Source organism: Helicobacter didelphidarum, assembly GCF_003364195.1.
In the GTDB taxonomy this organism is placed as follows: Bacteria; Campylobacterota; Campylobacteria; order Campylobacterales; family Helicobacteraceae; genus Helicobacter_A; species Helicobacter_A didelphidarum.
This window is the reverse complement of the sequence record NZ_NXLQ01000013.1, coordinates 12,605-32,587: the sequence shown is the minus strand read 5'-3', so window position 1 is coordinate 32,587 and position 19,983 is coordinate 12,605. Positions and strand designations below refer to the sequence as shown.

Sequence of the window (19,983 nt, the reverse complement as noted above, 5' to 3'; positions counted from 1 at the left end):
AATAAATACATGAGTAAAGCTTACAATGAAAGTATATAATTAATGACAATAAATATGGAGTAATGTATGGCAGATATTATACAAGATATAGAATCAAAATTACAAGAATTGCGTGAATATATTGACAAGATTGATTTAGACCTCATTACACTTTTACATAAGCGATTCGAGTATGTAAAGCAAATCGGACATTTAAAGGTAAAAAATCAAGCAAGTATATATCGTCCTGATCGTGAAAAAGAAATCATTGATAAGCTTCTCTCGTATGTCAAGCAAAGTAATCTTTCCAATCTTGATAAACCTACTATCGAAGCGGTCTTTTATGAGATTTTTGCGATTTCTCGCAATCTTGAAACTCCTCAAAAAATTGCATTTTTGGGACCAATTGGGAGCTACACACATCAAGCCGCAGAGAGCATGTTTGGACCATTAAGCTCCTATCTCGGACTCACAACCATTTCTTCTGTTTTTGAAGCCCTTTATCATAAAAATGCAAAATACGGTGTGATACCGATTGAAAACAATACAAACGGCATGGTTGGTGAAACTATTGATAATCTTGCAAAATATAATTTTACGATTGTTAATGAAATTATTTTGTCAATTCATCATAGTTTTGCAACAACCGCACAAAATCTTAATGATATTGAGAGGATTTACTCTAAAGACATAGCTTTTGGGCAATGCAGTGATTTTTTATTACATTATGAACTAAATAATGTAGAACGTATAGCTGTTAATTCCACAGCACTTGGTGCAAAATATGCAAGTCAAGACACAAAAAGTGGAGCAATTTGTTCTGGTATTGCAGCAAAACTACATAAGATTCCGATTTTATTTGAAAACATACAAAATCATTCTGAAAACAAAACGCGTTTTGTAATTATTAGTGATTTTCATAATGTGCGCGGAAAACATGATAAAACCTCAGTTTTTGTTGTTATAAAAGACTTTGAAAAATCAGGGGCACTTTTTGAATTATTGAGAGATTTTAAAGAAGAGAATATTAATATTACAAAAATTGATTCTCGTCCGATTGTTGCCACAGCAGGTTTTCAATCTGGTTTTTACATGGATTTTCATGGGCATAGAGACGATGCAAATATACAGAGAATCTTCACAAAACGACAGGGTGAAATCAAATGGCTTGGAAGTTATCCTGCTTTTGAACGATAATTGTAAATTGTAAATTTTTTTGGAATCTATCTTGTATTTACTTCAGATAAACGCCTCCTTTTTCTCTATTATTGTTCATTACCCTCATTCAATCTATTCAGAGTCAAACAAAAAGCTACTTTGAAACATTTCAAATATATAAATTAGATTCTGAACAAATAGATTTTTATATGAAGTTATAGTGACATGTAAAATACACAAATATTAAGTTGCATGAAAAAATTTTGCATAAATTCCAAATACGCAATACAAATTCCTTTTTTAAAACACGATACTTAGTTATATCTAGTCATATTTGTTTCATAAAGTATGAAAGAAAGTATTTTTCTGAATCGTGATTTTAGAATTTATCAAGGAAGAATTTTAATTGTATTGAAGTAAGATTGGGGTTACATACATAATCCATGTCTCAATATGTATGCCCAAAAAGTAGAATATTCTATATTAATTGATAAAAATTACTTATTTTATAGAAATAGAACAATCATTTAGTAAATATTTCAAAATATTTTACAAAAAAAAAAAAATAATTGTATATTTATTAAACTTTTTAGTTATAATTTCTGAAAAAATGAAAGTTTGGTGGTTTGTTATGAAGTCTAAAAAAATGGGTGTCGGGACAATGCTTACCATAGGATTTGGAATCCTATTGCTTTTTTCATGTATTGTTACCACAATCAGTATTATAAGAGTAAATTATATCATCAAAAGTTTGCGACAAATCAATGATGTGAATACGGTTAAACAACGTTATGCAATTGACTGGCGTGGAAGTGTGCATGATCGTTCTATTGGTATTCGTGATGTCGTCCTTGCAGATTCAAAAAATCAAGCAGCACTCAACAATTTGATTGCTGAAATAAAAAAGTTAGAGGGAGATTATAAAGCTTCTGCTGATAATATGCGGACACATTTTATCGCAAACAATATGTTTGATTCGCAGGAAACACAAATTTATAATGCTATTCGAGAAATAAGACTTACCGCTACACCCATTATTGAAGAAATTATCCACTTAAAACAAAATGGTGCTGATGCACTTGTAATGCAAAAACTACAAGAGGTCGCCCCACTTTTTGTGCAGTGGTTGGCACAGATAAATAAGTTTATTAACCTAGAAGAAGAAAAAAATAAAAATCTTACACAAGAGTTGCGTAAATCCGTGGATAGCTTTAAAGTCATACTTTATGTGCTTGTTGGATTGAGTCTAGTTTTTGGTGTTTTAGTCGCATTCTATATCTCAAGGAGCTTACTAAATTCTCTAGGTGGAGAACCATATACCGCTGCATACATCGTATCTCAAATCGCGAAAGGAAACCTCTGCGACAATGTTCAATACAGAAATGAAGAAAGTATGTTGGCATCGATTGCTACAATGCAAACACATCTAAAAGAAATCGTAAACTCAATAATGAAGTCTTCACAGAGAATTAATGAGGCAACACATAAAGTCTCGAGTGTATCGCATGAAGCACAAAAAACAGCAGAACTACAAACACAAAGTTCTATGCTTGTTGCTAGTAAAATCAGTGAAGTCAATAAAGCTGTTTTAGAAATATCTAATGCAACAGAACTTTCTGAAGAAAATGCAACAAAGAGCGTGGAATTATCCCATAAGGGTGTTGAAGTGATTAATACAACAGCACAAGAAATAAGTAAAATTACAGAAATCATTAATATATCTGCAACAAATATCCGTGGTTTGCAACAACAATCATTAGAAATCAGTCAAAGCACAAGCTTGATTGCAGAAATAGCAGACCAAACAAATCTCTTAGCACTCAATGCAGCCATAGAAGCAGCAAGAGCAGGAGAACATGGAAGAGGATTTGCTGTTGTAGCCGATGAAGTCAGAAAACTTGCAGAAAGAACAGCGACAAGCACAGGTCAAATTGCAAACATCATTAAGCTTATTCAAGAAGGCATTGAAAGCTCTGTGGAATCTATTGAAGTTGTTATTCCACAAATACAAAAAGGACAAGATTTTATCTTAGAATCTGTATCATTATTGAATGCAATACAAACTCAAGCTCAAGATTCTCTTACAAAAGCACAAGAAATTGCAAGTGCATCAATGCAACAAGCTAATACAATAACAAGCATCACAGAAGATATTCAACATATTTCTGAACTTTCTATTAGCACAAGAAAATCTTTGGAAACAACGAGTGCAACAGTTGATGATCTTCAAACAGTATCAGACACTTTGAAAAAACAAATGGGATACTTTAAAATATAATTTTACTTAGATATTTAGATATATTGAAGTTATCAGGTCTATGTTGTTCATGAAAAATTTGTTTAGTTATAAAACCTCTATTTATTCTCTTTAGTAAGAGGAATTCTATGCCAATTCTTCGGTAAAATCTTATCTTCATAATCATGAAAAACAGAATAAGAATCTTGAACTATCGTAAAAAATTCATTGGGTGCAACAATAATTTTATTTGGATATTGTATTAAATAAGCAGCCCACCAACTAAATGTTGAATTTGCAATAATTCCATGTTTGCAACTTCTCATAAGTTCCATCTCAAAAGCTGCACTTCCTTCATTATTGTTATCAGCAAATTGAAAGGTAAGATCTTGTAAAATTTTAGAATCTAGCCCGTTTAAAAAATGCTCCTTACACCAAACCATATCATTACTAAAAATAAAAATATGTGCTTTTCCTAATTTTTCTTGTATAGTTTTTAGTGCAGTATTATAATAATTTGTATATGTGAGATTTATAAATCCACTATGTTCATATTCCAAGTAATCACCTCGTCTAATGTGCAGAAAAACGGAGTTGTGTGTATGTAATATATAATCTTGTAATTGTTTATTCTTCAAATCTAATGGGGTTTTTAGACAAAAATCATGCAATAAAATATTTCTAATATGATCAAAATATACAAGATTCTGAAAATATCCCTCAAAATAAGTATCTTTGGGAAATGGGTATCTCTCTTTTATTTTTATGTGCAAATCTTTATTATCTTTAATTAGATTGAATGGGGAGGGGGTGAAATCCGCACGGAATCTTTTTGGTATCAGAGAAGTAATAATCTTATCAAGGCGATTGGCAACACCAAATGCGTATTTTATATGAACATCGAAGTGTGATAGCTCAAAATTACGAATGTTATTATTCTTGCGATTAATTTTCTTTGTATAAAAAAGAATATCTAATTTTACCTCTGTATTATATTGAATTTCTAAAGCTTTTGCAAAGGCGTATCCAAACAATCATTATGTAGCCTCCTATACATTTTTCTACAAATATTTTTCCAATTATAACATAAATATCCCTGCAAATTATAGTCAAACACAGGTAGGATATATAATTAGTGCTTATAGCGTACCATCAAAGATTCTATAATTTTGGGAAAAATGAACTTGTATTAACAATTTTTTATAGAACATAAATTATAATACAAATAAATTTGACATTATTAAAAGATTAAAAATTTGCTTTATAATACAAGAGGTAATCATGAAGTATAATGAAATCAATCCAGAATCGATAGCAAAACTGATGGAAATTTTCTACAATAAAATCCGAAAAAATCAGGAACTTGGAGCAATATTTAATGCAAAAGTAGGTACAGACGAAGAATCATGGAAAGCACACAAAGAAAAAATTGCATCATTTTGGCGTGCTAATCTTTTAGGAGAACAAGGGGTATATAATGGGTATCCTTTGAAAGCTCATTTAGAACTTGATCCTTTCCCAAGAGAATACTTTCATATTTGGCTATCACTCTTTGACGAATCGCTCAAAGAAGTCTATCATAACCCACAATGTCAAGCTCAAATATTGCAACGTGCTAAGACAATCGCACAAAGATTTCAAAAAATGATTTATGATTTCCCACATTCATAATAAATATGCAAAACAAAAGTAAATTCTATGGGGTAACTATTTCTAAAACAAGAGTTTGCTGATGTTGAAATCTTGGCAAGACAATCTCACGCAAGATCTGCCCTAAAGGTAGCGAATTAATATGAACATAAAGTGTCGAATCTTGTAATTCAAAAATTACATTTTTTTCTTTTGCGAGTGTAACACTAATTGCAAAAATAAAACTTAGAATCTGCAATGTGTCATGTGATGGTAAAAGATCTTCTTCACTTGCGCTTGGAATCTTTGGACGCTTTTTATGGGAATACTCAAGAAGCATTGCTATGGTGTATCTCTCTTTATGTGAAAGACCATAATTAAGAGAATTTAATGCTATATAAGCACTATGCTTGTGTGCTTGGTAAAAATTAAAATTTGTGCCAACATTATAAAGCTTTCCTGCAATTTCTAAATTTTGTAGATAATGATTTTGCAAAGAATATCTCTCACTCAATAATACAAAAAGCTTTCTTGAATGTCTATTAATCATTTTAGAATCATCAACGCTTGTAAGAAAAATATCTTGTAAGGAGCGCACACTTGGATTAATATTATTTGGAATCTTTCCCTTGTGGTTGCGAAGCATATCATGTAAAAAAACGCCCTCTCGCACACCAACACCACTAATAATAAGCTTTTGTGCCTGAAGCTCTTCAAGAATTACTTGCAAAATTAAAAGTCCTGGTCGAATAGAATCTATCCTTGATTCTTCAAAACCTTTCTCAAAAAGACCCTGTGGAGTAGAATGCACAATATCGTCTAAATGTGGGAGAATTGTTCTTGCATACAATTCATATCCATGTAGAAAATTAAACATATAAGATTCTAAATTCATCTCATATTTTGCATACGCCCGAATGCTACCACCAATTCCAAACATATAAAGGTTATTATGCAAACTTGAATGCTGACAAAATGACAATACTTCCACGATATTATTGCGTACATATTCTCTTGTATATTGATAAGCCTCTTGCGTTTGTCCATGGTCAAAAAAGAGTTCTTTTAATCGAATACTTCCGAGATTTAAAGAAATCATGGTTTTAATTTCGCCATTTTCAATACATGCTAACTCTGTGCTACCACCACCTATATCAATGGTTATACCACTTTTTTTATGCAAAAGATTTGCACACGCTATTGCCCCAAAATATGCTTCCTTTGCACCCTCAATAACTTTTATATGGATACCACACTCTCTTTTTACTCGTGCAATGAATTCATTTTTATTTGGTGCATCACGAATTGCTGAAGTAGCAACACAAATAAGTTTCTTACTTTTTAGAGAATCACTCACACATTTAAACTCTTTTAGGGCTTCAATAGCTCTTTGCATTGCTGGAGGTTGAAGGTAAGAATTATGTTCATAGCTCCCCTCTGAAATTCTTACCTTTGATTTTAATTCATAAATAAGATGAAAACCATAACGACTTGTTTTTTGAAATACTGCCATACGAGCCGAATTTGAACCAATATCAATAATTGTTGTAATTTTTGCCATATTTTTCTCCCATCAAGCTAGAATCTTAGAATCCACTTTCTCAAATAAAATTGCATCAATGGGGCATACTGTCATACAGTTTGGATTATCTGCATATCCAACACATAAAATACATATATCTTGATTGATATTATAGGTAGGATCGCCCACATTAATTGCTTGTGTAGGACAGACCTCACGACACGCATCACATGCAATACATTTATGATTTATAACGAGCTTAGACATTACTTACCTTGTGTATAATTGCAAAATATTCTTAGAAACATAAAATTTTAACATCAATTTATCTCAAGTAACATTATGATTTTTGATAATCATGTCTAATTGATAAAGTGAATATCTATACAACAAAATCTTATGATGTTATAATATTTTTACTGAGAAAAATATTATAACACAGATAATCAAAAACCACTTTCAGATTCTTTAAAACTTTTCAAAGATTCTAGAATCTTTGAAATCATAACTCGACAAATAAAAAACAAAATAATATAAAAGTATAAGTATTGTAAAAATATTCACATACCCAAATATACTTGAAGATTAGTAAAAGAGATTCTGTTTAAGAGAGAATGATAAGTTTTGAGTGATAAAGTAAAATATTGCAAAAAGAATCTCTATTTAAGATTCTTTAATGTGAAGAACTTTCCCATAAAATCCATATTAAGTTTTTAGTTATAATTTTGCTTCTTCTCGTCTTTGTAATAACTCCCATCGCTCATTTACATCTTTTTGGAATTGTTCAATAATATGTTCATTTTCTGGTTTAAATAAGTGCTTAAACCTACCCTGTGTTGCAAGATACTCACGTACAGGAATCACCTTTTTTGGACGATATGTAATATGCAATTCATGTCCATTGATAATTTCGTATAATGGAAAAACAAGGCTATCAACAGCCAGATCACTCATATCCACTGTATTATTAGAATTAAACTTCCATTCAGTTGTACAAGCACTCATTGCGTTAATGAAAGTCGGACCTTCAGTATCTATTGCCTTTTTAATTTTTGCATTCATGTCTTTCCACTTATTTGGAGCAACTTGAGCTACATAAGGGCTTCCATGTGCCGCCATAATACTTAATAAATCTTTTTTCTTTTGTTTTTTACCATAGCTGACTCTGCCAGCAGGTGTTGTTGAAGTGCTAGCTCCAAGAGGAGTAGAACCACTTCTTTGTCCACCAGTATTTGCATACACTTCATTATCAAGACAGATATAAGTAAAATCGTGTCCGCGTTCAAAGCAACCACTAATAAACTGAAATCCAATATCATAAGTTGCACCATCACCACCAAATGCAATAAACTTTGGTTTCTGTCCTTTATACCTCCCTTTTCTTTCAAGTGCTTTATACATTGCTTCAGCACCACATATAGCTGTTGAACCATTTTCAAAACCAATATGTATCCAAGGAACATCCCATGAAGTATGTGGATACACAGCTGTAGATACTTCAAGACAACCAGTAGAGTTCCCAATGGCTATAGGTCCATCAACTGCGTTTAATACCTCACGCACAATCATACCATGTGCACAACCTGGACACAATAAATGTGCACCTTCAAACCTTTCTGCTGTCTTACTAAATTGCTTTAGATTCTTAATTTCTTTTGTCATTTTTATCCTTTTTTGGGTTTCGAATATTTTGCTACAAAATTTCTCAACTTTTCTTTCGCTATACATTACAACATTTACTACACAAACCTAATACCTAATGTCTATTGTATATCATAAAATTATTATCTTTTACTTTACATTCGCGATCTTTAACTAACCCTCATAAACCATATACATTTTATAGTCTAATGAAAGCCCATTTTCGCACCACGCAAACAAATCCATTGTTGTGTCTTATGTGTTAATTTTCCTGCCTTTACATCTGCACCAAGTTCATTATAAATTTCTATAATATCTTTTTGCGTTAAATCTCTTTCTCCCAGACCATATATATAGTTAGAAAGAATTGGTTTAGAAGCAGTCGTGCTTACCTGATAAATTGCTGCACTGACTTCATTAAACATGGCTCCCATAGCTCCAGCTGGTGAAGATTTATCCATAATCGCTATTGCCTTAACATGTTTTAGGGCAATACCAACTTGCTCATAAGGGAATGGTCTTAAAACATGAATTGTGACCACACCAGCTTTAATTCCTTTTGATCGCATTGTTTTTGCTGCTACTCTAGCAGATTCCGCTGTTGTCCCGATGGCAAAAATAGCAACATCTGCATCTTCCATATCATAAGACATAACTGGGTGATATTCTCTACCTGTTTTGTCCTTAAATTCCTTAAATACACGTTCAATTACAGGCATAGAATCCATAATTGCAGCATGTAATTGTGCCTTATGTTCATAATGCCAATCTTCTTCTGCTTGTGCCCCATAGGTAATTGGTTTACTAAAATCAAGTAAAGGATTCTTTACCTTATATTCACCTATAAACTTATATGCTTCTTCGTCGCTTAATGGGCGGACATTCTGTGCTGTATGTGAACTTAAAAAACCATCTTGGTTAACGATTGTTGGGACACGCACATCATAATCCTCGGCAATTTTAAATGCCATGAGATTAAAATCATAAGCTTCTTGAGGATTGCAAGTTGTGAGTTGAATCCAACCCGCATCACGGCATAAATACATATCGGAATGATCCCCATGTATATTTAACGGAGAAGCAAGAGCACGGTTTACGAGATTCAATACAATAGGTAGACGCATACCGCTTGCTTGGTAAAGTACCTCAACCATTAATGCCAAACCTTGTGAACTTGTTGCAGTTGCCACCCTGCCCCCAGCAGCAGCAGCACCAACACAACCACTCATTGCAGCATGTTCAGATTCTACTAGAACAAACTCACCATCAATATAACCATTTCCAATGAAACTACCATAATCTTGCACGATAGGAGTTGATGGGGTAATAGGATAAGCAGCCATTACATCGATTTGTGCTTGTCGTAAAGCATGACTTGCAGCAACATTACCATCCCACACTTCTACCTCTTGCAGTTCATAAATCTTTGCCATATTTTACTCCTTACTCTTTTTTTCTTTTATTGGCCATTGTGTAATAGCCTCTTGTGTTGTAACAAAATCTTGGAACATAATAAGCGATTTGGGGTTGGTCGGACACACATTTGAACATATACCACAACCCTTGCAATGCTGATAATCAACACCTTTCATTTTCTCATCTCGAACAAGAATAGAACTATCAGGACAATACACCCAACACTGATAACAATTAATGCAATGTTCTGTATTATATACAGGTTTTTCTGTTCTCCAATGTGCAACACTTTGCGTATAAAAGCTACCTTCAGTATATATACGATTTTCCTGATGTATCTCTAAACTTTTTTCACCTTCTGTTTCAAGGGGAAAAACAACTGATCCTGGTAGTAAATCATTCCAACCTTTAGTAATATTTTGCATGTTATATCCTTTTTTTAATCTTAACCATAATAATTCTTAAGACTTTCTATGAATCATCTAGGCTACTTTACTTCATCATATGCTCGTTGAATTGCAAACATATTCGCATCAATAACTTGTTGAGGAAGTTTTTTTCCAAGCACTTTTTTAAATGCAGATTTAAATTCCTCAATACCAAGTATATTTGAAATTTTAATGAATGCACCAAGCATTGGGGCATTTGGGATAGGTTTACCAAGAGTATCAAGGGAAATTTTAATACAATCTACGATATATACCTCTTTTGTCTTTAATTCTGGTTTTTTAGCAATTAATTCATCTTTAGTTAAATGTGTAGTGATGATATATTTTGTCGTGGGTTTCTCATTCTCAAAAATATCTGCAATAAAAGTTAATCCCGGGTCAATTACTAACACATAATCTGGCTCCATATATTTCTCATGATTAAGAATAGGAGAATCATCAAACCTATCAAATGCTGCCATTGTTGCACCGCGTTTAGCTGAACCATAGGTAGCAAATGCTTGAACTTCCTTGCCTATACCAGCAATTACATCGGCTAATCCTTTGGCACCTGTTACAGCTCCTTGTCCAGCCCTGCTATGCCATCTTATTTCTAACATAACTTCTCCTTTGCATTTTTTTGGTTTTATTAGGCAAACCTAATTTACACATTCTCGCAATTAGTCTCCAAAACTTTACAAAAATCACATTATCACTTACGATTTAGTTGGAGTTTCTATGTAGATTCTACTCTACAAATTTGATATTCAAAATAAAGAATTTTCATTAAGAATGTGCTGAATAGTATTGTATCAAATTATTCTCTAAACTTCATATTTTTTGTTCTAGATATATTTTAATCTATATACTTTGTATCAAAAAGAAACATTATGTTTCTTATTTTAATATTAAATATACCATATTGTAATACTAAAAGTAACAAAATAGTGGAATAAAATAAAAAAACAAGAATTTTGATTTACATTGCATTTAATAGAGGATTTTTTTGTAAAAATTATAACAAATCTTTAAAGTAGAATTATTATTCTTTTACGCTTTTAAACATTTCTATAAAAATAAAAATTAATAGAATATATTGCCAATATTATTAGCTATAAAAATAACAATATGTGAGATTGCTATTTCAAAAATATACAATTACATATTCTAGTGTATTTTATAGATCATTTCTATACCGAAAAATTACTCTATCAAAGAAACGAGAACAAAAAATTCCTATTAAGAGATATGAAGTAATAATATAGTTATTTTGCGAAATATAATAAAATAAATGTGAAACACATGTAGATAACAATAGAACCAAAACTCTATGGTTTTTATTTTCAAGAAACCCAAGATACAATATCAATATAATGAGTGTATGGGATTTATATTACAATAAATTAATTTACTTTGACTTTTGAGTTCCCTTCAATTTAGAGATTGCTTTCATATCTTTCGCATCAAGCATAAAGTTAAACACCTCGCTATATTCCTTTATGACGTTTACATCAGCTGAACTAGCAAATGTTATATAACCTTTTTGTAAATTCCATCGTAAAATAACTTGTGAAGCTGTTTTGTTGTATTTCTGTGCAATTTTTGTAATAGTTGGCTCATAGATTAAGTCTTTCCCTGACCCAAATGGAACAAAAGTGGCGACTTGCATTTTACGATTAAAGGAAGTTTCGACTAACCTATCATCATAATTATAAGGATTTAAAACAAGCTGATTTACCATAGGTCGAATCTCGCATTCAGGTAAAAACTGCTCAAATAAATCTCTATTCAAATTTGTTACCCCAATAGCCTTAACTCGTTTTTCTTTATAAAGTTTTTCCAGAGTTTGCCATAAATTTACTTTTTGATTAAAAATATCATTATTAATTGTATCAATTGGAGGGAAAAAAATTGTTAGTAAATCAACATAATTTGTTTTTAATTTTGCCAAACTCTCATTAAATGCAACAATAAAATCATCTTCTGTGGTAATTTTGTTATCTAATTGTAAAGAAAGAAATATTTCATCTCTTGGGATACCGCTTTGCATCAAAGCATTACCTATGACTTCTTCTGTTTCAAAAACACTAATATGTTTATAACCTATTTTTAAAGCTTCTAGCACTGCTTGAGTATTTTTTATTTTATCCTCACCTAAAGCTGTGGAATAAGCTCCAAATCCAAAAATTGGCATTTCAACACCATTATTAAGCCTTTGTGTTGTAAATAAACCTTGAATATCCACACGAGGTGCTGCCACAGCCGTAGTAAATAAACTTGTTCCAAAAAAACATGAACCAATAACTAATGTGCTACTTGTTCCAGCCACTTTTATAAAATCTCTTCTGGTCATCGTTTCTTGCATAAAAACTCCTTCCTTAGTATAAAAACTTCAATTATACAATATATATTTATGTTTTGCAAGTTTTTCTATTGCTTCTCATTGCTTTTGTAGATATTTCTAAAAAGATTTTTTTGTGCATGTAGATAAAATTACTATTTAAATTCCACTCTCACATTTATGTTCTTTTAAAAATTAAAAGTTTCTTTCTATAAAAACAACCATTGCATTATCTCTACAAAATACAATTTCACAACAATGTTGTTCAAGTTTTTCTATCCAAACACATAACCATGAATAAGTTATATACCCCTAAAATTACATTTTTTACACATTGGTGGAATGTTAATATGGTTTTTTTGTGCATATTGAAAATTTAAAAAAAGTTCTGATTCTAAAATCTCTTGTAAAGTTTGTATGCGTAAATCCCCCAACTGCATATATCCTTGTGTATCAATGCAGCATGGCACTACGATTCCATTTGATAAGATTCCCAACTGGCTAATCCCACCTAGACAATATGGTGAATTATGTCGCAGTTGTTCTTGTCTCTGTGCCACAAAGTTTTGAGGATTTGTATATGTCACATTTAGCCCTTGCAATGTATGAGTCTTTTTTGTTGTCTGAAAAAAATGTGTTGCTACATGAGAATCTGATTTCAATTTCCTTAATTTTAACCATTGAAATTGCGTGTGAAAGCGTAAGAAAAAATATTTATCTAAGCGGATTCGTCTCTTTTTTTCTTGGATTTCATAATTTTTATAACGCTGTAAAATATAACTATAATCATAATTTCCAAAAAGTCTAAGATTTATGTATATTTTCAATCGCTGTGCAGAAAGGTACTCATAAAATTCAAATATTTTTTCAAGATATAAAATTTCATATAATTTATTTTTATTATCTAAAGCTTCCATCGTATCATTTGTTGGCGTCTTAAAACTCATGTGGGATAACTCCTTGTTGATTATATCTCTACACAAAGCTTGATTCTTGGTATGATTATTCTCCAAAATGGGTATTAGTTTTTTTTGATTATTTCTATCAAAAAAAGAATCAAGTGAAAAACTAATTTGATGAATATTCTTTCTACAAAGAAGTTTAAAATGTTCTCGCCTTAAAAAGATTCCACTACTTACAATATCAAGTCGAATATTTTTAGATTCCATATTATCGAGATAATCACCTAAATTTGATACACACAAAGGATCTCCTAAAATATGTAGGCTAACCAATGTTGTTTTATGCTTGATTTGACTTGCAATAGAATCAAACAATGCCAAAGGCATAAGCCCTCTTTGTGCTTTTTTTGGCGAACAAAAAGAACATTGAAGATGACAAATATCGCTTAGTTCAAGATAAATCTTATGAAATTTCATCGCTTCCTGTTTCTCTCCAAAATAATATCTCTATACAAGTTTTATATACAACGCATATCTTAAATATCCAAATAATATAAATTTTGTAGAATCTTAATTCTACCCAAAAATTATGGGTTCATAGAAATTGAAAAGATGAGATATAATTAACTTATTCTTGATGATTATGGTTTATAATTTTAATTTCAAAAAATGTAATTATCAGAGGGTATTTTAAAGAATCCCATACATATTGACTTACATAATATAATATAATTTATTTTTAAGGAATAGAATGTTGTGTTCCTATAAGTTTCTTTTGTCTGTCTTTTTGCTTTGTTTTAGCATCATTTTTCATGCTTGTTCAGATGATTTGGATAGTAAAGAGCAAGTTGAGCAGTATACACAAGAGATTTATCTTTTTCAAGATTTAATTTCACACCAAGTTCTTAAACTGCAAATGCAAGATTCTAATAATCTCACACAAATCATATTGCAATCACAACACAATGAAAAATCCAGTATTTTAGAACAAAATAAAATTACACTATTTGCAATATTTCCACAAAATTGTAACATTTGTTCTATGATACTGCCACATCTTAACAATCTTGGTTCACGTTTTGAAAATCTGCAAATTTTCATTTTACATCAACAAGAAAATAAACAAATAAATATGAAAGACTCTCTCATATCCCAAAATTTGCATTTTCAAAACCTTATTTTCACAACACAAAAAAACGCTTCTAACAAAGATTTTACATTTTTTCTAGATTCTCTTAAACGCAGACTCAATGTTGAAATTAAAAATTTTAATGCCCCACTTTTTTTAATGCTTGATAAAAATAACTTTATTACTCAAAGTTATGAGGGGTCAATCATAGAAGAAATGCTTGAAAATGATATATATATGCTCTTAGATGACAAAGAAAACCATAAATCATCTTGATAAATTTTAAGATTCTGTTGAGAAATATAAGATTTTATGAGATAATAAAAAGTTCTAAATCTATATAATATTATAGAGGAAAAATCCTAAAAAGTATTATCGTAAGGTGATATAAAATGTTGCTATTATCCACAATAACCTTTATGCAATACCATAGTTGCACAAACCAAACAAAGAAAATAGTAATTTTATTAACTGAATTTGCAAGAGAGAACTTATAACTTTATAATTTATTCAGATTTTTATAATACTATTTTACAAGATTCTAAGATTAAAATATATTTTATCAATACTATATTCAATGATACGAAAGGTTTATCATGTTTGCTTTTTTAAAAAAAACTTCTGAAAATATTTCACGATTTTTAGGGCAAAAACAAAAAAAAATTCAAAAAGATATACTTGAAGAGATTCTAATCGAATCTGATATAAGTTATGAAATCATTGAAAAGATGTTAGAAAATCTAGGCGAACAAATTAGTCGAGATGAATTGCGTGTAGCTATCGATCGTTTCTTTCGTGGTGAAAGCTATTATGATAAAGTGAGATTCAATGAAATTGCTAATTCTCCCATAGTGTATCTTATTTTTGGTGTAAATGGTGCAGGCAAGACAACGAGTATTGGGAAACTTGCTAAGCGATTTAAAACACAAGGAAAAAAAGTTATATTGGGTGCTGGCGATACCTTTCGTGCTGCCGCTATTGAACAATTAGAATTATGGAGCAAACGAATTGGTGTTGATATTATCACGACCAAACACGCCCATGATCCAAGTGCATTGGCTTATGATACAATTAATGCTGCGGTTGCACGCAAAATGGATTATGCAATCATTGATACAGCTGGAAGATTACCAAATCAAATAAATTTAAAAAATGAGCTAATAAAAATCTCTAAAACTTGTTCCAAAGCATTAAATAATCAACCATTTCATAAAATCCTTGTGCTTGATGGAACACAAGGAAGCTCAAGCATTGAACAAGCAAAGATTTTTCATGAGTGTTTAGAACTTGATGGCATTATTCTTACTAAAATGGATGGGACAAGTAAAGGTGGGGCAATACTTAGCATTATTCATGAGTTGAAATTGCCCATTATTTTTTTAGGTGTAGGTGAAAAAGAAGATGAACTCATTGAATTTCACGAAAATGAATTTATTAGTGGATTGCTTGATTCGATTTTTATGTAGATTTTAAGAGAATCTAACGCAATAACACATATTTTCATTCATATTTTTTAACAACTCTTTGCTAGAATAAAATTCTATTTTTCAATTAAAAGGATTTATCTTGGCATTCAGCAATCAATTCTCACGACTTTTTGGCAAAATTGCCCATATTAGATTTCCCCAAACAATACAAATTTTTATTAATAGATTCTATATCAACCTCTTTAAAATCGATTTAAGTGAATTTGATTCCTATGAAAAATATTCTACACTTAATGCACTTTTTACGCGTTCCCTTAGAACACCGCGATATATTGACACAAAACCATACAATCTTATAAGTCCCACTGATTCTCTTATTATAGAATCTGGTATCATACATGACAACAAAGCATTGCAAATCAAAGGAAAAAGTTATAGTATTCCACAATTACTGGGGGAATTTAACACAGATTTTAATACTTATAGCTTCATTAATCTCTATCTTTCCCCCAGAGATTACCATCATTATCATGCTCCTTGTGATTTAGAAATACTAGAAGCACATTATTTTTCAGGAAAACTCATGCCTGTTAATATTCCTTCGTTGCATAAAAATGATGAGGTGTATCGCTTCAATGAAAGGGTAGTGCTTAAAATAAGAATGCGATACAACCAACAGATTCTGTATTATGTTGCTGTTGGTGCACTCAATGTAGGTAAGATGAGTTTTCTTTTTGATGATAGAATACAAACGAATGCGCAAAATGGTGATTCTATATGGAAATATGACATACCCATTATACTTAAATCGGGTGAAGAAATTGGCACTTTTGAAATGGGTTCTACGATTGTTCTTATTGCACAAGCAAATTGGGTTGTAAAAACAAATGATTTTGTAAAAATGGGGCAAGAAATCGCAACTCTACCAGATAATCAGTAGAAATAAATTTATTGATTGAAGATTATATTCAGATCAAATAATGTAATAAAAATACAATAATGTATTTGAGGGATATTTACTTTTAAAAGATTCTCTATTAATAAAAATTATTTTAATTATGATATAAATAAATTATTACAATATTTATATTTTCATATACTTAGAACTTCTGCATATTATGCTGTAAGATTACAGAAAGATTACTAAACTCTATGATAGTGATTGTTGTGCTAATTTCTTGATTAAGATTCATAGAAATTGCAATAATACGAAAATTCTTATATATTTCATCGCTTGCTCGTATTTTTTCAATACGAGTGCAGATTCCCTCAAGACTCACAAAAGGCACACAAAGAAAAATAATTTCATGTTCTCTATCTATAAAATCAGCAATATCACTATAAAAAAGAGAAAAGCCCATTGTGAGTAATTCTAAAAAAACCATATTTTCATACGATCGAATAAAGTATTTGGAATCTGAAAATTCACACAGGGAAAAATCATAAAAATAAAGTTTATATTTCTTATTTGGAATGTCCTTTTGAAAATCATGAATATGTTTGCAAAAATGAATAATAAGATTTTGATGCATAGAATCTATACTTGCATAGATTCTATCTTTTGATATTTTGATATATTTTTTGAGATATTTGTATATTCCATAAATACTAACTTTTAAAGATTGTAATGATAACATATAATAAAAAAGTAAAAAATCATCTTGTAGGGCAGATTTCATAATCTCCCACTTCCTTTCTGTCTTCTTAAAATCAGCGAGGAAACTCATTTCAGGATTATTGCCATCTTTAATAAAATTTGAAAGCAAAGATTCAATACTAAGATTTTTTCTATCAAAACTTAAATATTCCTCGAAGCTTAATCCAAGCACTTTTACTTTTGTAAAACCCGTGGGACATTCCTTAAGATTACCAATCAATATGCAGGGTATATTAATCTCTTTATGTAATAAAAAATCTTGGTAAAAATTATCAATAATAAAAAGTTGCGTAGGAGATTTTTGAGTAAAGAGAACTTCTCTTGCATTTTTTTTTGCTGTTTCTGAAATCAACATATCAAGATTTAAATACACAACATCTGAAAAATTTGTTGCATAGCTCAATGCCAATAAAGTCTTCCCACTATGGGGCGACCCATAGATATAAGTCCTATTGTGAAAAATATTTACATTACGAGGTAAAATCTTTTTAATCTTTGGTATTTCTCTTCGCATATTCTATACCTTTTTATGTATTATTCTATATAATTGTACAAAATATTTATAGGATTTTAGGATATAATAAAATTTTTTAAATAGCAATATTTAACCACAAGCTATTCAAACTTTAGTCAAGCAAGACTATTTGTACGCTTTTCTTAATTTATAAGAGATTTTGGAGGATTATATGGCATCAAAAATTATGAGAGAAATAAAAAGACCATTCAAACAATTAGGTCAGTTACTAGGTATTATAAAAAAACCAAAAGCAATGATGACTGATAAAGAGATAGAATCTGATAGGGCAAAGTTCATCTCCCTCCACAAAGATACGCGTTTTAGCGTGGAGCGAAAGTATGATTATATCTGCAAAGATGATAAATACGTGCAAAATGGCGGTATGGATAATCAATATTTTATCCAAGATATTTGGGGTGCACGCAAAGTCTATGAGAATAAGCCAGAAGTGCATTATGATGTTGGCTCATCGGTAGCGGGATTTATCGCCCATTTGCAAGGCTTCAAGCAACAAGTGTGTTTGATTGATATTCGTCCGATGAGAAATCTTGATACGCCATTTTTACGCAGTGGGGGGGGGGGGGGGAAATACACTCAAGCTAATGCGACAAACCTTACAAATATCGCAGATGAAAGCTTAGAATCTCTCTCCGCACTTTGCAGTATTGAGCATTTTGGTTTAGGGCGATATGGCGACCCTATCGAACCAGACGCGTGGGAGAAAGCCCTCAAATCCTTTCAAAGAGTCCTAAAAAGTGGTGGGAAACTCTATATCAGTGTGCCTGTGGGGAAAATCGACAAGGTTTGCTTCAACGCTCATCGCGTCTATCGTCCTCAAACTATCATTGATACACTGAATGAATGTCAGATTATTGAGATGAGCTATATTGATGGCTTTGATACGGCACTATGTATGGAATATAGAGATGATAAGTTGCAAATCTATCAAGATAAACTAGATTCTATCCCTGATGCTGTGAATTGGGGGACAACGGGGCTTTTTGAGTTTGTGAAAAAGTGAATTTATGTCAAAAGTTTCCGATTTTACTACAATAATTTGTATTGTCTTTCTTAAATCTTTTACAACTTGAAATATAAAATTTACTTATTTTGCAAAAAGAAATAATTGAGAATCTCAATTATTGATTCCTGTGAGAAACCAAACTATCTTGTAAGCCTTCTTTAACTTTACCCTTATTATTTACAAACCTATCACTTTTTGTAATAAATTTTGCTTTTTGAGTAAAATATTTGTGTATAGTTTTCATATCTATGCAAAAAAGTATATTTTTAAGATTTATTAAACGATAAATAAAGGGTTTAGGGAGTGAATATAAAGCAAATACTTCATATAAATTTATTAAAACAACATTCTTAAAATTGATAAATTTGATTTTAGAGATTTAACCTTTATTGCTAATATGTGATGAAGATTCTGTATTTTGTAACCACACAAACACATCTACAACAGCCTGATAAAGCTCTGGAGGAACATTGCTATTTACCTCCATTTTCACTAAAGAATCTACAAGTTCAGCATTGCAAAATAATGGAATTTGATATTCATTTGCTTTTTTAATGATAGCTTCAGCAATTTTCCCCTGCCCACTCGCAACAACTTTTGGTGCATAATCCTTGTATTCTTCATAAGCAAGTGCCGCTACTTTTTTTCTCATATAGTTCCTTACCCAATCTTTCTAAAATTATATTAAAGTTTAAAACATCTCTTTATTCTATCATAATAATCAACATATTATTTTGATTTATTCTCATTAGATTCCTTTTATTTTACAAATATTTAATATTCAAATATTATTACTGAATATATCTACTATTATAGAAGATTCGTTAAAACAAATAACAAGTTTTTATTTAATTTTTATTATAAAGTATATCATTATTTTATCAAATTCATTATGTTCCGTTAAAATTATATTCTTAAAAATTCATTTCTCTTAAAAATCTTATATAATAAGCTAAAATAAACCAAAAAACAAAGAG

The 19,983-nt window shown here is 30.7% G+C and carries 18 protein-coding genes; 7 read left to right on the top strand and 11 right to left on the bottom strand.

The genetic code is table 11. The annotated features are described in order from the left end of the window. The first annotated feature begins 66 nt into the window (after positions 1-66). Positions 67-1,176 carry a bifunctional chorismate mutase/prephenate dehydratase gene (locus CQA53_RS06555; RefSeq protein WP_115543220.1) on the top strand — a complete coding sequence of 370 codons (1,110 nt, stop codon included), beginning with the start codon at positions 67-69 and terminating at the stop codon, positions 1,174-1,176. 592 nt (positions 1,177-1,768) lie between these two features. Continuing rightward, positions 1,769-3,415: a methyl-accepting chemotaxis protein gene (locus CQA53_RS06550; protein WP_245945747.1), complete on the top strand. Its 1,647-nt coding sequence runs from the start codon at positions 1,769-1,771 to the stop codon at positions 3,413-3,415. 77 nt (positions 3,416-3,492) lie between these two features. On the opposite strand, the gene CQA53_RS13565 is transcribed toward CQA53_RS06550, so the two are convergent. Further along, the gene (locus CQA53_RS13565) at positions 3,493-4,407 is read right to left on the bottom strand and encodes an alpha-1,2-fucosyltransferase (protein WP_115543219.1); all 915 of its coding nucleotides are present in this window, start codon (positions 4,405-4,407) and stop codon (positions 3,493-3,495) included. A 247-nt stretch (positions 4,408-4,654) separates the two neighbouring features. On the opposite strand from CQA53_RS13565, the gene CQA53_RS06540 reads away from it, so the two are divergent. Then, positions 4,655-5,044 (top strand): group III truncated hemoglobin, encoded by a 390-nt coding sequence (locus tag CQA53_RS06540; RefSeq protein WP_115543218.1) that lies wholly within the window; start codon positions 4,655-4,657, stop codon positions 5,042-5,044. 25 nt (positions 5,045-5,069) lie between these two features. Here the strand turns inward: CQA53_RS06540 and CQA53_RS06535 are convergent, their stop codons facing one another. The 8 genes from CQA53_RS06535 to CQA53_RS06500 all read right to left on the bottom strand — a co-directional run bounded on the left by CQA53_RS06535 (position 5,070) and on the right by CQA53_RS06500 (position 13,729). Continuing rightward, positions 5,070-6,563 (bottom strand): Ppx/GppA phosphatase family protein, encoded by a 1,494-nt coding sequence (locus CQA53_RS06535; protein WP_115543217.1) that lies wholly within the window; start codon positions 6,561-6,563, stop codon positions 5,070-5,072. Positions 6,564-6,575: 12 nt separating this feature from the next. Next, positions 6,576-6,791: a 4Fe-4S binding protein gene (locus CQA53_RS06530; RefSeq protein WP_115543216.1), complete on the bottom strand. Its 216-nt coding sequence runs from the start codon at positions 6,789-6,791 to the stop codon at positions 6,576-6,578. A 450-nt stretch (positions 6,792-7,241) separates the two neighbouring features. After that, complete coding sequence (locus tag CQA53_RS06525) at positions 7,242-8,186, bottom strand: thiamine pyrophosphate-dependent enzyme (RefSeq protein ID WP_115543215.1); 945 nt, start codon at positions 8,184-8,186, stop codon at positions 7,242-7,244. A 185-nt stretch (positions 8,187-8,371) separates the two neighbouring features. After that, the gene (locus CQA53_RS06520) at positions 8,372-9,598 is read right to left on the bottom strand and encodes a 2-oxoacid:ferredoxin oxidoreductase subunit alpha (RefSeq protein WP_115543214.1); all 1,227 of its coding nucleotides are present in this window, start codon (positions 9,596-9,598) and stop codon (positions 8,372-8,374) included. A gap of 3 nt (positions 9,599-9,601) precedes the next feature. Further along, on the bottom strand, positions 9,602-10,006 hold the full coding sequence (locus CQA53_RS06515) for a 4Fe-4S dicluster-binding protein (RefSeq protein WP_115543213.1): 405 nt from the start codon (positions 10,004-10,006) through the stop codon (positions 9,602-9,604). Positions 10,007-10,068: 62 nt separating this feature from the next. Continuing rightward, positions 10,069-10,629 carry a pyruvate flavodoxin oxidoreductase subunit gamma gene (locus CQA53_RS06510; protein ID WP_115543212.1) on the bottom strand — a complete coding sequence of 187 codons (561 nt, stop codon included), beginning with the start codon at positions 10,627-10,629 and terminating at the stop codon, positions 10,069-10,071. Between the two features lie 788 nt (positions 10,630-11,417). Beyond that, positions 11,418-12,374 (bottom strand): aldo/keto reductase family protein, encoded by a 957-nt coding sequence (locus tag CQA53_RS06505; protein WP_115543211.1) that lies wholly within the window; start codon positions 12,372-12,374, stop codon positions 11,418-11,420. 278 nt (positions 12,375-12,652) lie between these two features. Beyond that, entirely contained in the window at positions 12,653-13,729 is a 1,077-nt protein-coding gene (locus tag CQA53_RS06500; RefSeq protein WP_115543210.1) for a radical SAM/SPASM domain-containing protein, read from the bottom strand. Between the two features lie 274 nt (positions 13,730-14,003). On the opposite strand from CQA53_RS06500, the gene CQA53_RS06495 reads away from it, so the two are divergent. From CQA53_RS06495 to CQA53_RS06485, 3 genes are all read left to right on the top strand, one after another. Then, positions 14,004-14,657, top strand: coding sequence for a hypothetical protein (locus CQA53_RS06495; protein ID WP_115543209.1), 654 nt, complete (start codon positions 14,004-14,006; stop codon positions 14,655-14,657). A gap of 320 nt (positions 14,658-14,977) precedes the next feature. Beyond that, positions 14,978-15,847: a signal recognition particle-docking protein FtsY gene (ftsY, locus tag CQA53_RS06490; protein ID WP_115543208.1), complete on the top strand. Its 870-nt coding sequence runs from the start codon at positions 14,978-14,980 to the stop codon at positions 15,845-15,847. Between the two features lie 97 nt (positions 15,848-15,944). Next, complete coding sequence (locus tag CQA53_RS06485) at positions 15,945-16,748, top strand: phosphatidylserine decarboxylase (RefSeq protein ID WP_407918845.1); 804 nt, start codon at positions 15,945-15,947, stop codon at positions 16,746-16,748. A 160-nt stretch (positions 16,749-16,908) separates the two neighbouring features. Here CQA53_RS06485 and CQA53_RS06480 read toward each other — a convergent pair whose 3' ends face one another. Next, positions 16,909-17,979, bottom strand: a complete 1,071-nt coding sequence (locus CQA53_RS06480; protein ID WP_115543206.1) for an ATP-binding protein — start codon at positions 17,977-17,979, stop codon at positions 16,909-16,911. Positions 17,980-18,151: 172 nt separating this feature from the next. On the opposite strand from CQA53_RS06480, the gene CQA53_RS06475 reads away from it, so the two are divergent. Next, the gene (locus tag CQA53_RS06475; RefSeq protein WP_245945746.1) at positions 18,152-19,003 is read left to right on the top strand and encodes a DUF268 domain-containing protein; all 852 of its coding nucleotides are present in this window, start codon (positions 18,152-18,154) and stop codon (positions 19,001-19,003) included. A 382-nt stretch (positions 19,004-19,385) separates the two neighbouring features. On the opposite strand, the gene CQA53_RS06470 is transcribed toward CQA53_RS06475, so the two are convergent. Then, complete coding sequence (locus tag CQA53_RS06470; protein WP_115543205.1) at positions 19,386-19,658, bottom strand: EscU/YscU/HrcU family type III secretion system export apparatus switch protein; 273 nt, start codon at positions 19,656-19,658, stop codon at positions 19,386-19,388. Positions 19,659-19,983 lie beyond the last annotated feature (325 nt).

What these genes read in the sequence shown, in the direction of transcription:
- CQA53_RS06550 (WP_245945747.1), top strand. Translation starts at nt 1,769, where the DNA reads ATGAAGTCTAAAAAAATGGGTGTCGGGACAATGCTTACCATAGGATTT.
- CQA53_RS06525 (WP_115543215.1), bottom strand. Translation starts at nt 8,186, where the DNA reads ATGACAAAAGAAATTAAGAATCTAAAGCAATTTAGTAAGACAGCAGAA.
- CQA53_RS06475 (WP_245945746.1), top strand. Translation starts at nt 18,152, where the DNA reads ATGGCATCAAAAATTATGAGAGAAATAAAAAGACCATTCAAACAATTA.
- CQA53_RS06535 (WP_115543217.1), bottom strand. Translation starts at nt 6,563, where the DNA reads ATGGCAAAAATTACAACAATTATTGATATTGGTTCAAATTCGGCTCGT.
- CQA53_RS06470 (WP_115543205.1), bottom strand. Translation starts at nt 19,658, where the DNA reads ATGAGAAAAAAAGTAGCGGCACTTGCTTATGAAGAATACAAGGATTAT.
- CQA53_RS06555 (WP_115543220.1), top strand. Translation starts at nt 67, where the DNA reads ATGGCAGATATTATACAAGATATAGAATCAAAATTACAAGAATTGCGT.
- CQA53_RS06510 (WP_115543212.1), bottom strand. Translation starts at nt 10,629, where the DNA reads ATGTTAGAAATAAGATGGCATAGCAGGGCTGGACAAGGAGCTGTAACA.
- CQA53_RS06520 (WP_115543214.1), bottom strand. Translation starts at nt 9,598, where the DNA reads ATGGCAAAGATTTATGAACTGCAAGAGGTAGAAGTGTGGGATGGTAAT.
- CQA53_RS06530 (WP_115543216.1), bottom strand. Translation starts at nt 6,791, where the DNA reads ATGTCTAAGCTCGTTATAAATCATAAATGTATTGCATGTGATGCGTGT.
- CQA53_RS06515 (WP_115543213.1), bottom strand. Translation starts at nt 10,006, where the DNA reads ATGCAAAATATTACTAAAGGTTGGAATGATTTACTACCAGGATCAGTT.
- CQA53_RS06500 (WP_115543210.1), bottom strand. Translation starts at nt 13,729, where the DNA reads ATGAAATTTCATAAGATTTATCTTGAACTAAGCGATATTTGTCATCTT.
- CQA53_RS06540 (WP_115543218.1), top strand. Translation starts at nt 4,655, where the DNA reads ATGAAGTATAATGAAATCAATCCAGAATCGATAGCAAAACTGATGGAA.
- ftsY (WP_115543208.1), top strand. Translation starts at nt 14,978, where the DNA reads ATGTTTGCTTTTTTAAAAAAAACTTCTGAAAATATTTCACGATTTTTA.
- CQA53_RS06495 (WP_115543209.1), top strand. Translation starts at nt 14,004, where the DNA reads ATGTTGTGTTCCTATAAGTTTCTTTTGTCTGTCTTTTTGCTTTGTTTT.
- CQA53_RS06480 (WP_115543206.1), bottom strand. Translation starts at nt 17,979, where the DNA reads ATGCGAAGAGAAATACCAAAGATTAAAAAGATTTTACCTCGTAATGTA.
- CQA53_RS06505 (WP_115543211.1), bottom strand. Translation starts at nt 12,374, where the DNA reads ATGCAAGAAACGATGACCAGAAGAGATTTTATAAAAGTGGCTGGAACA.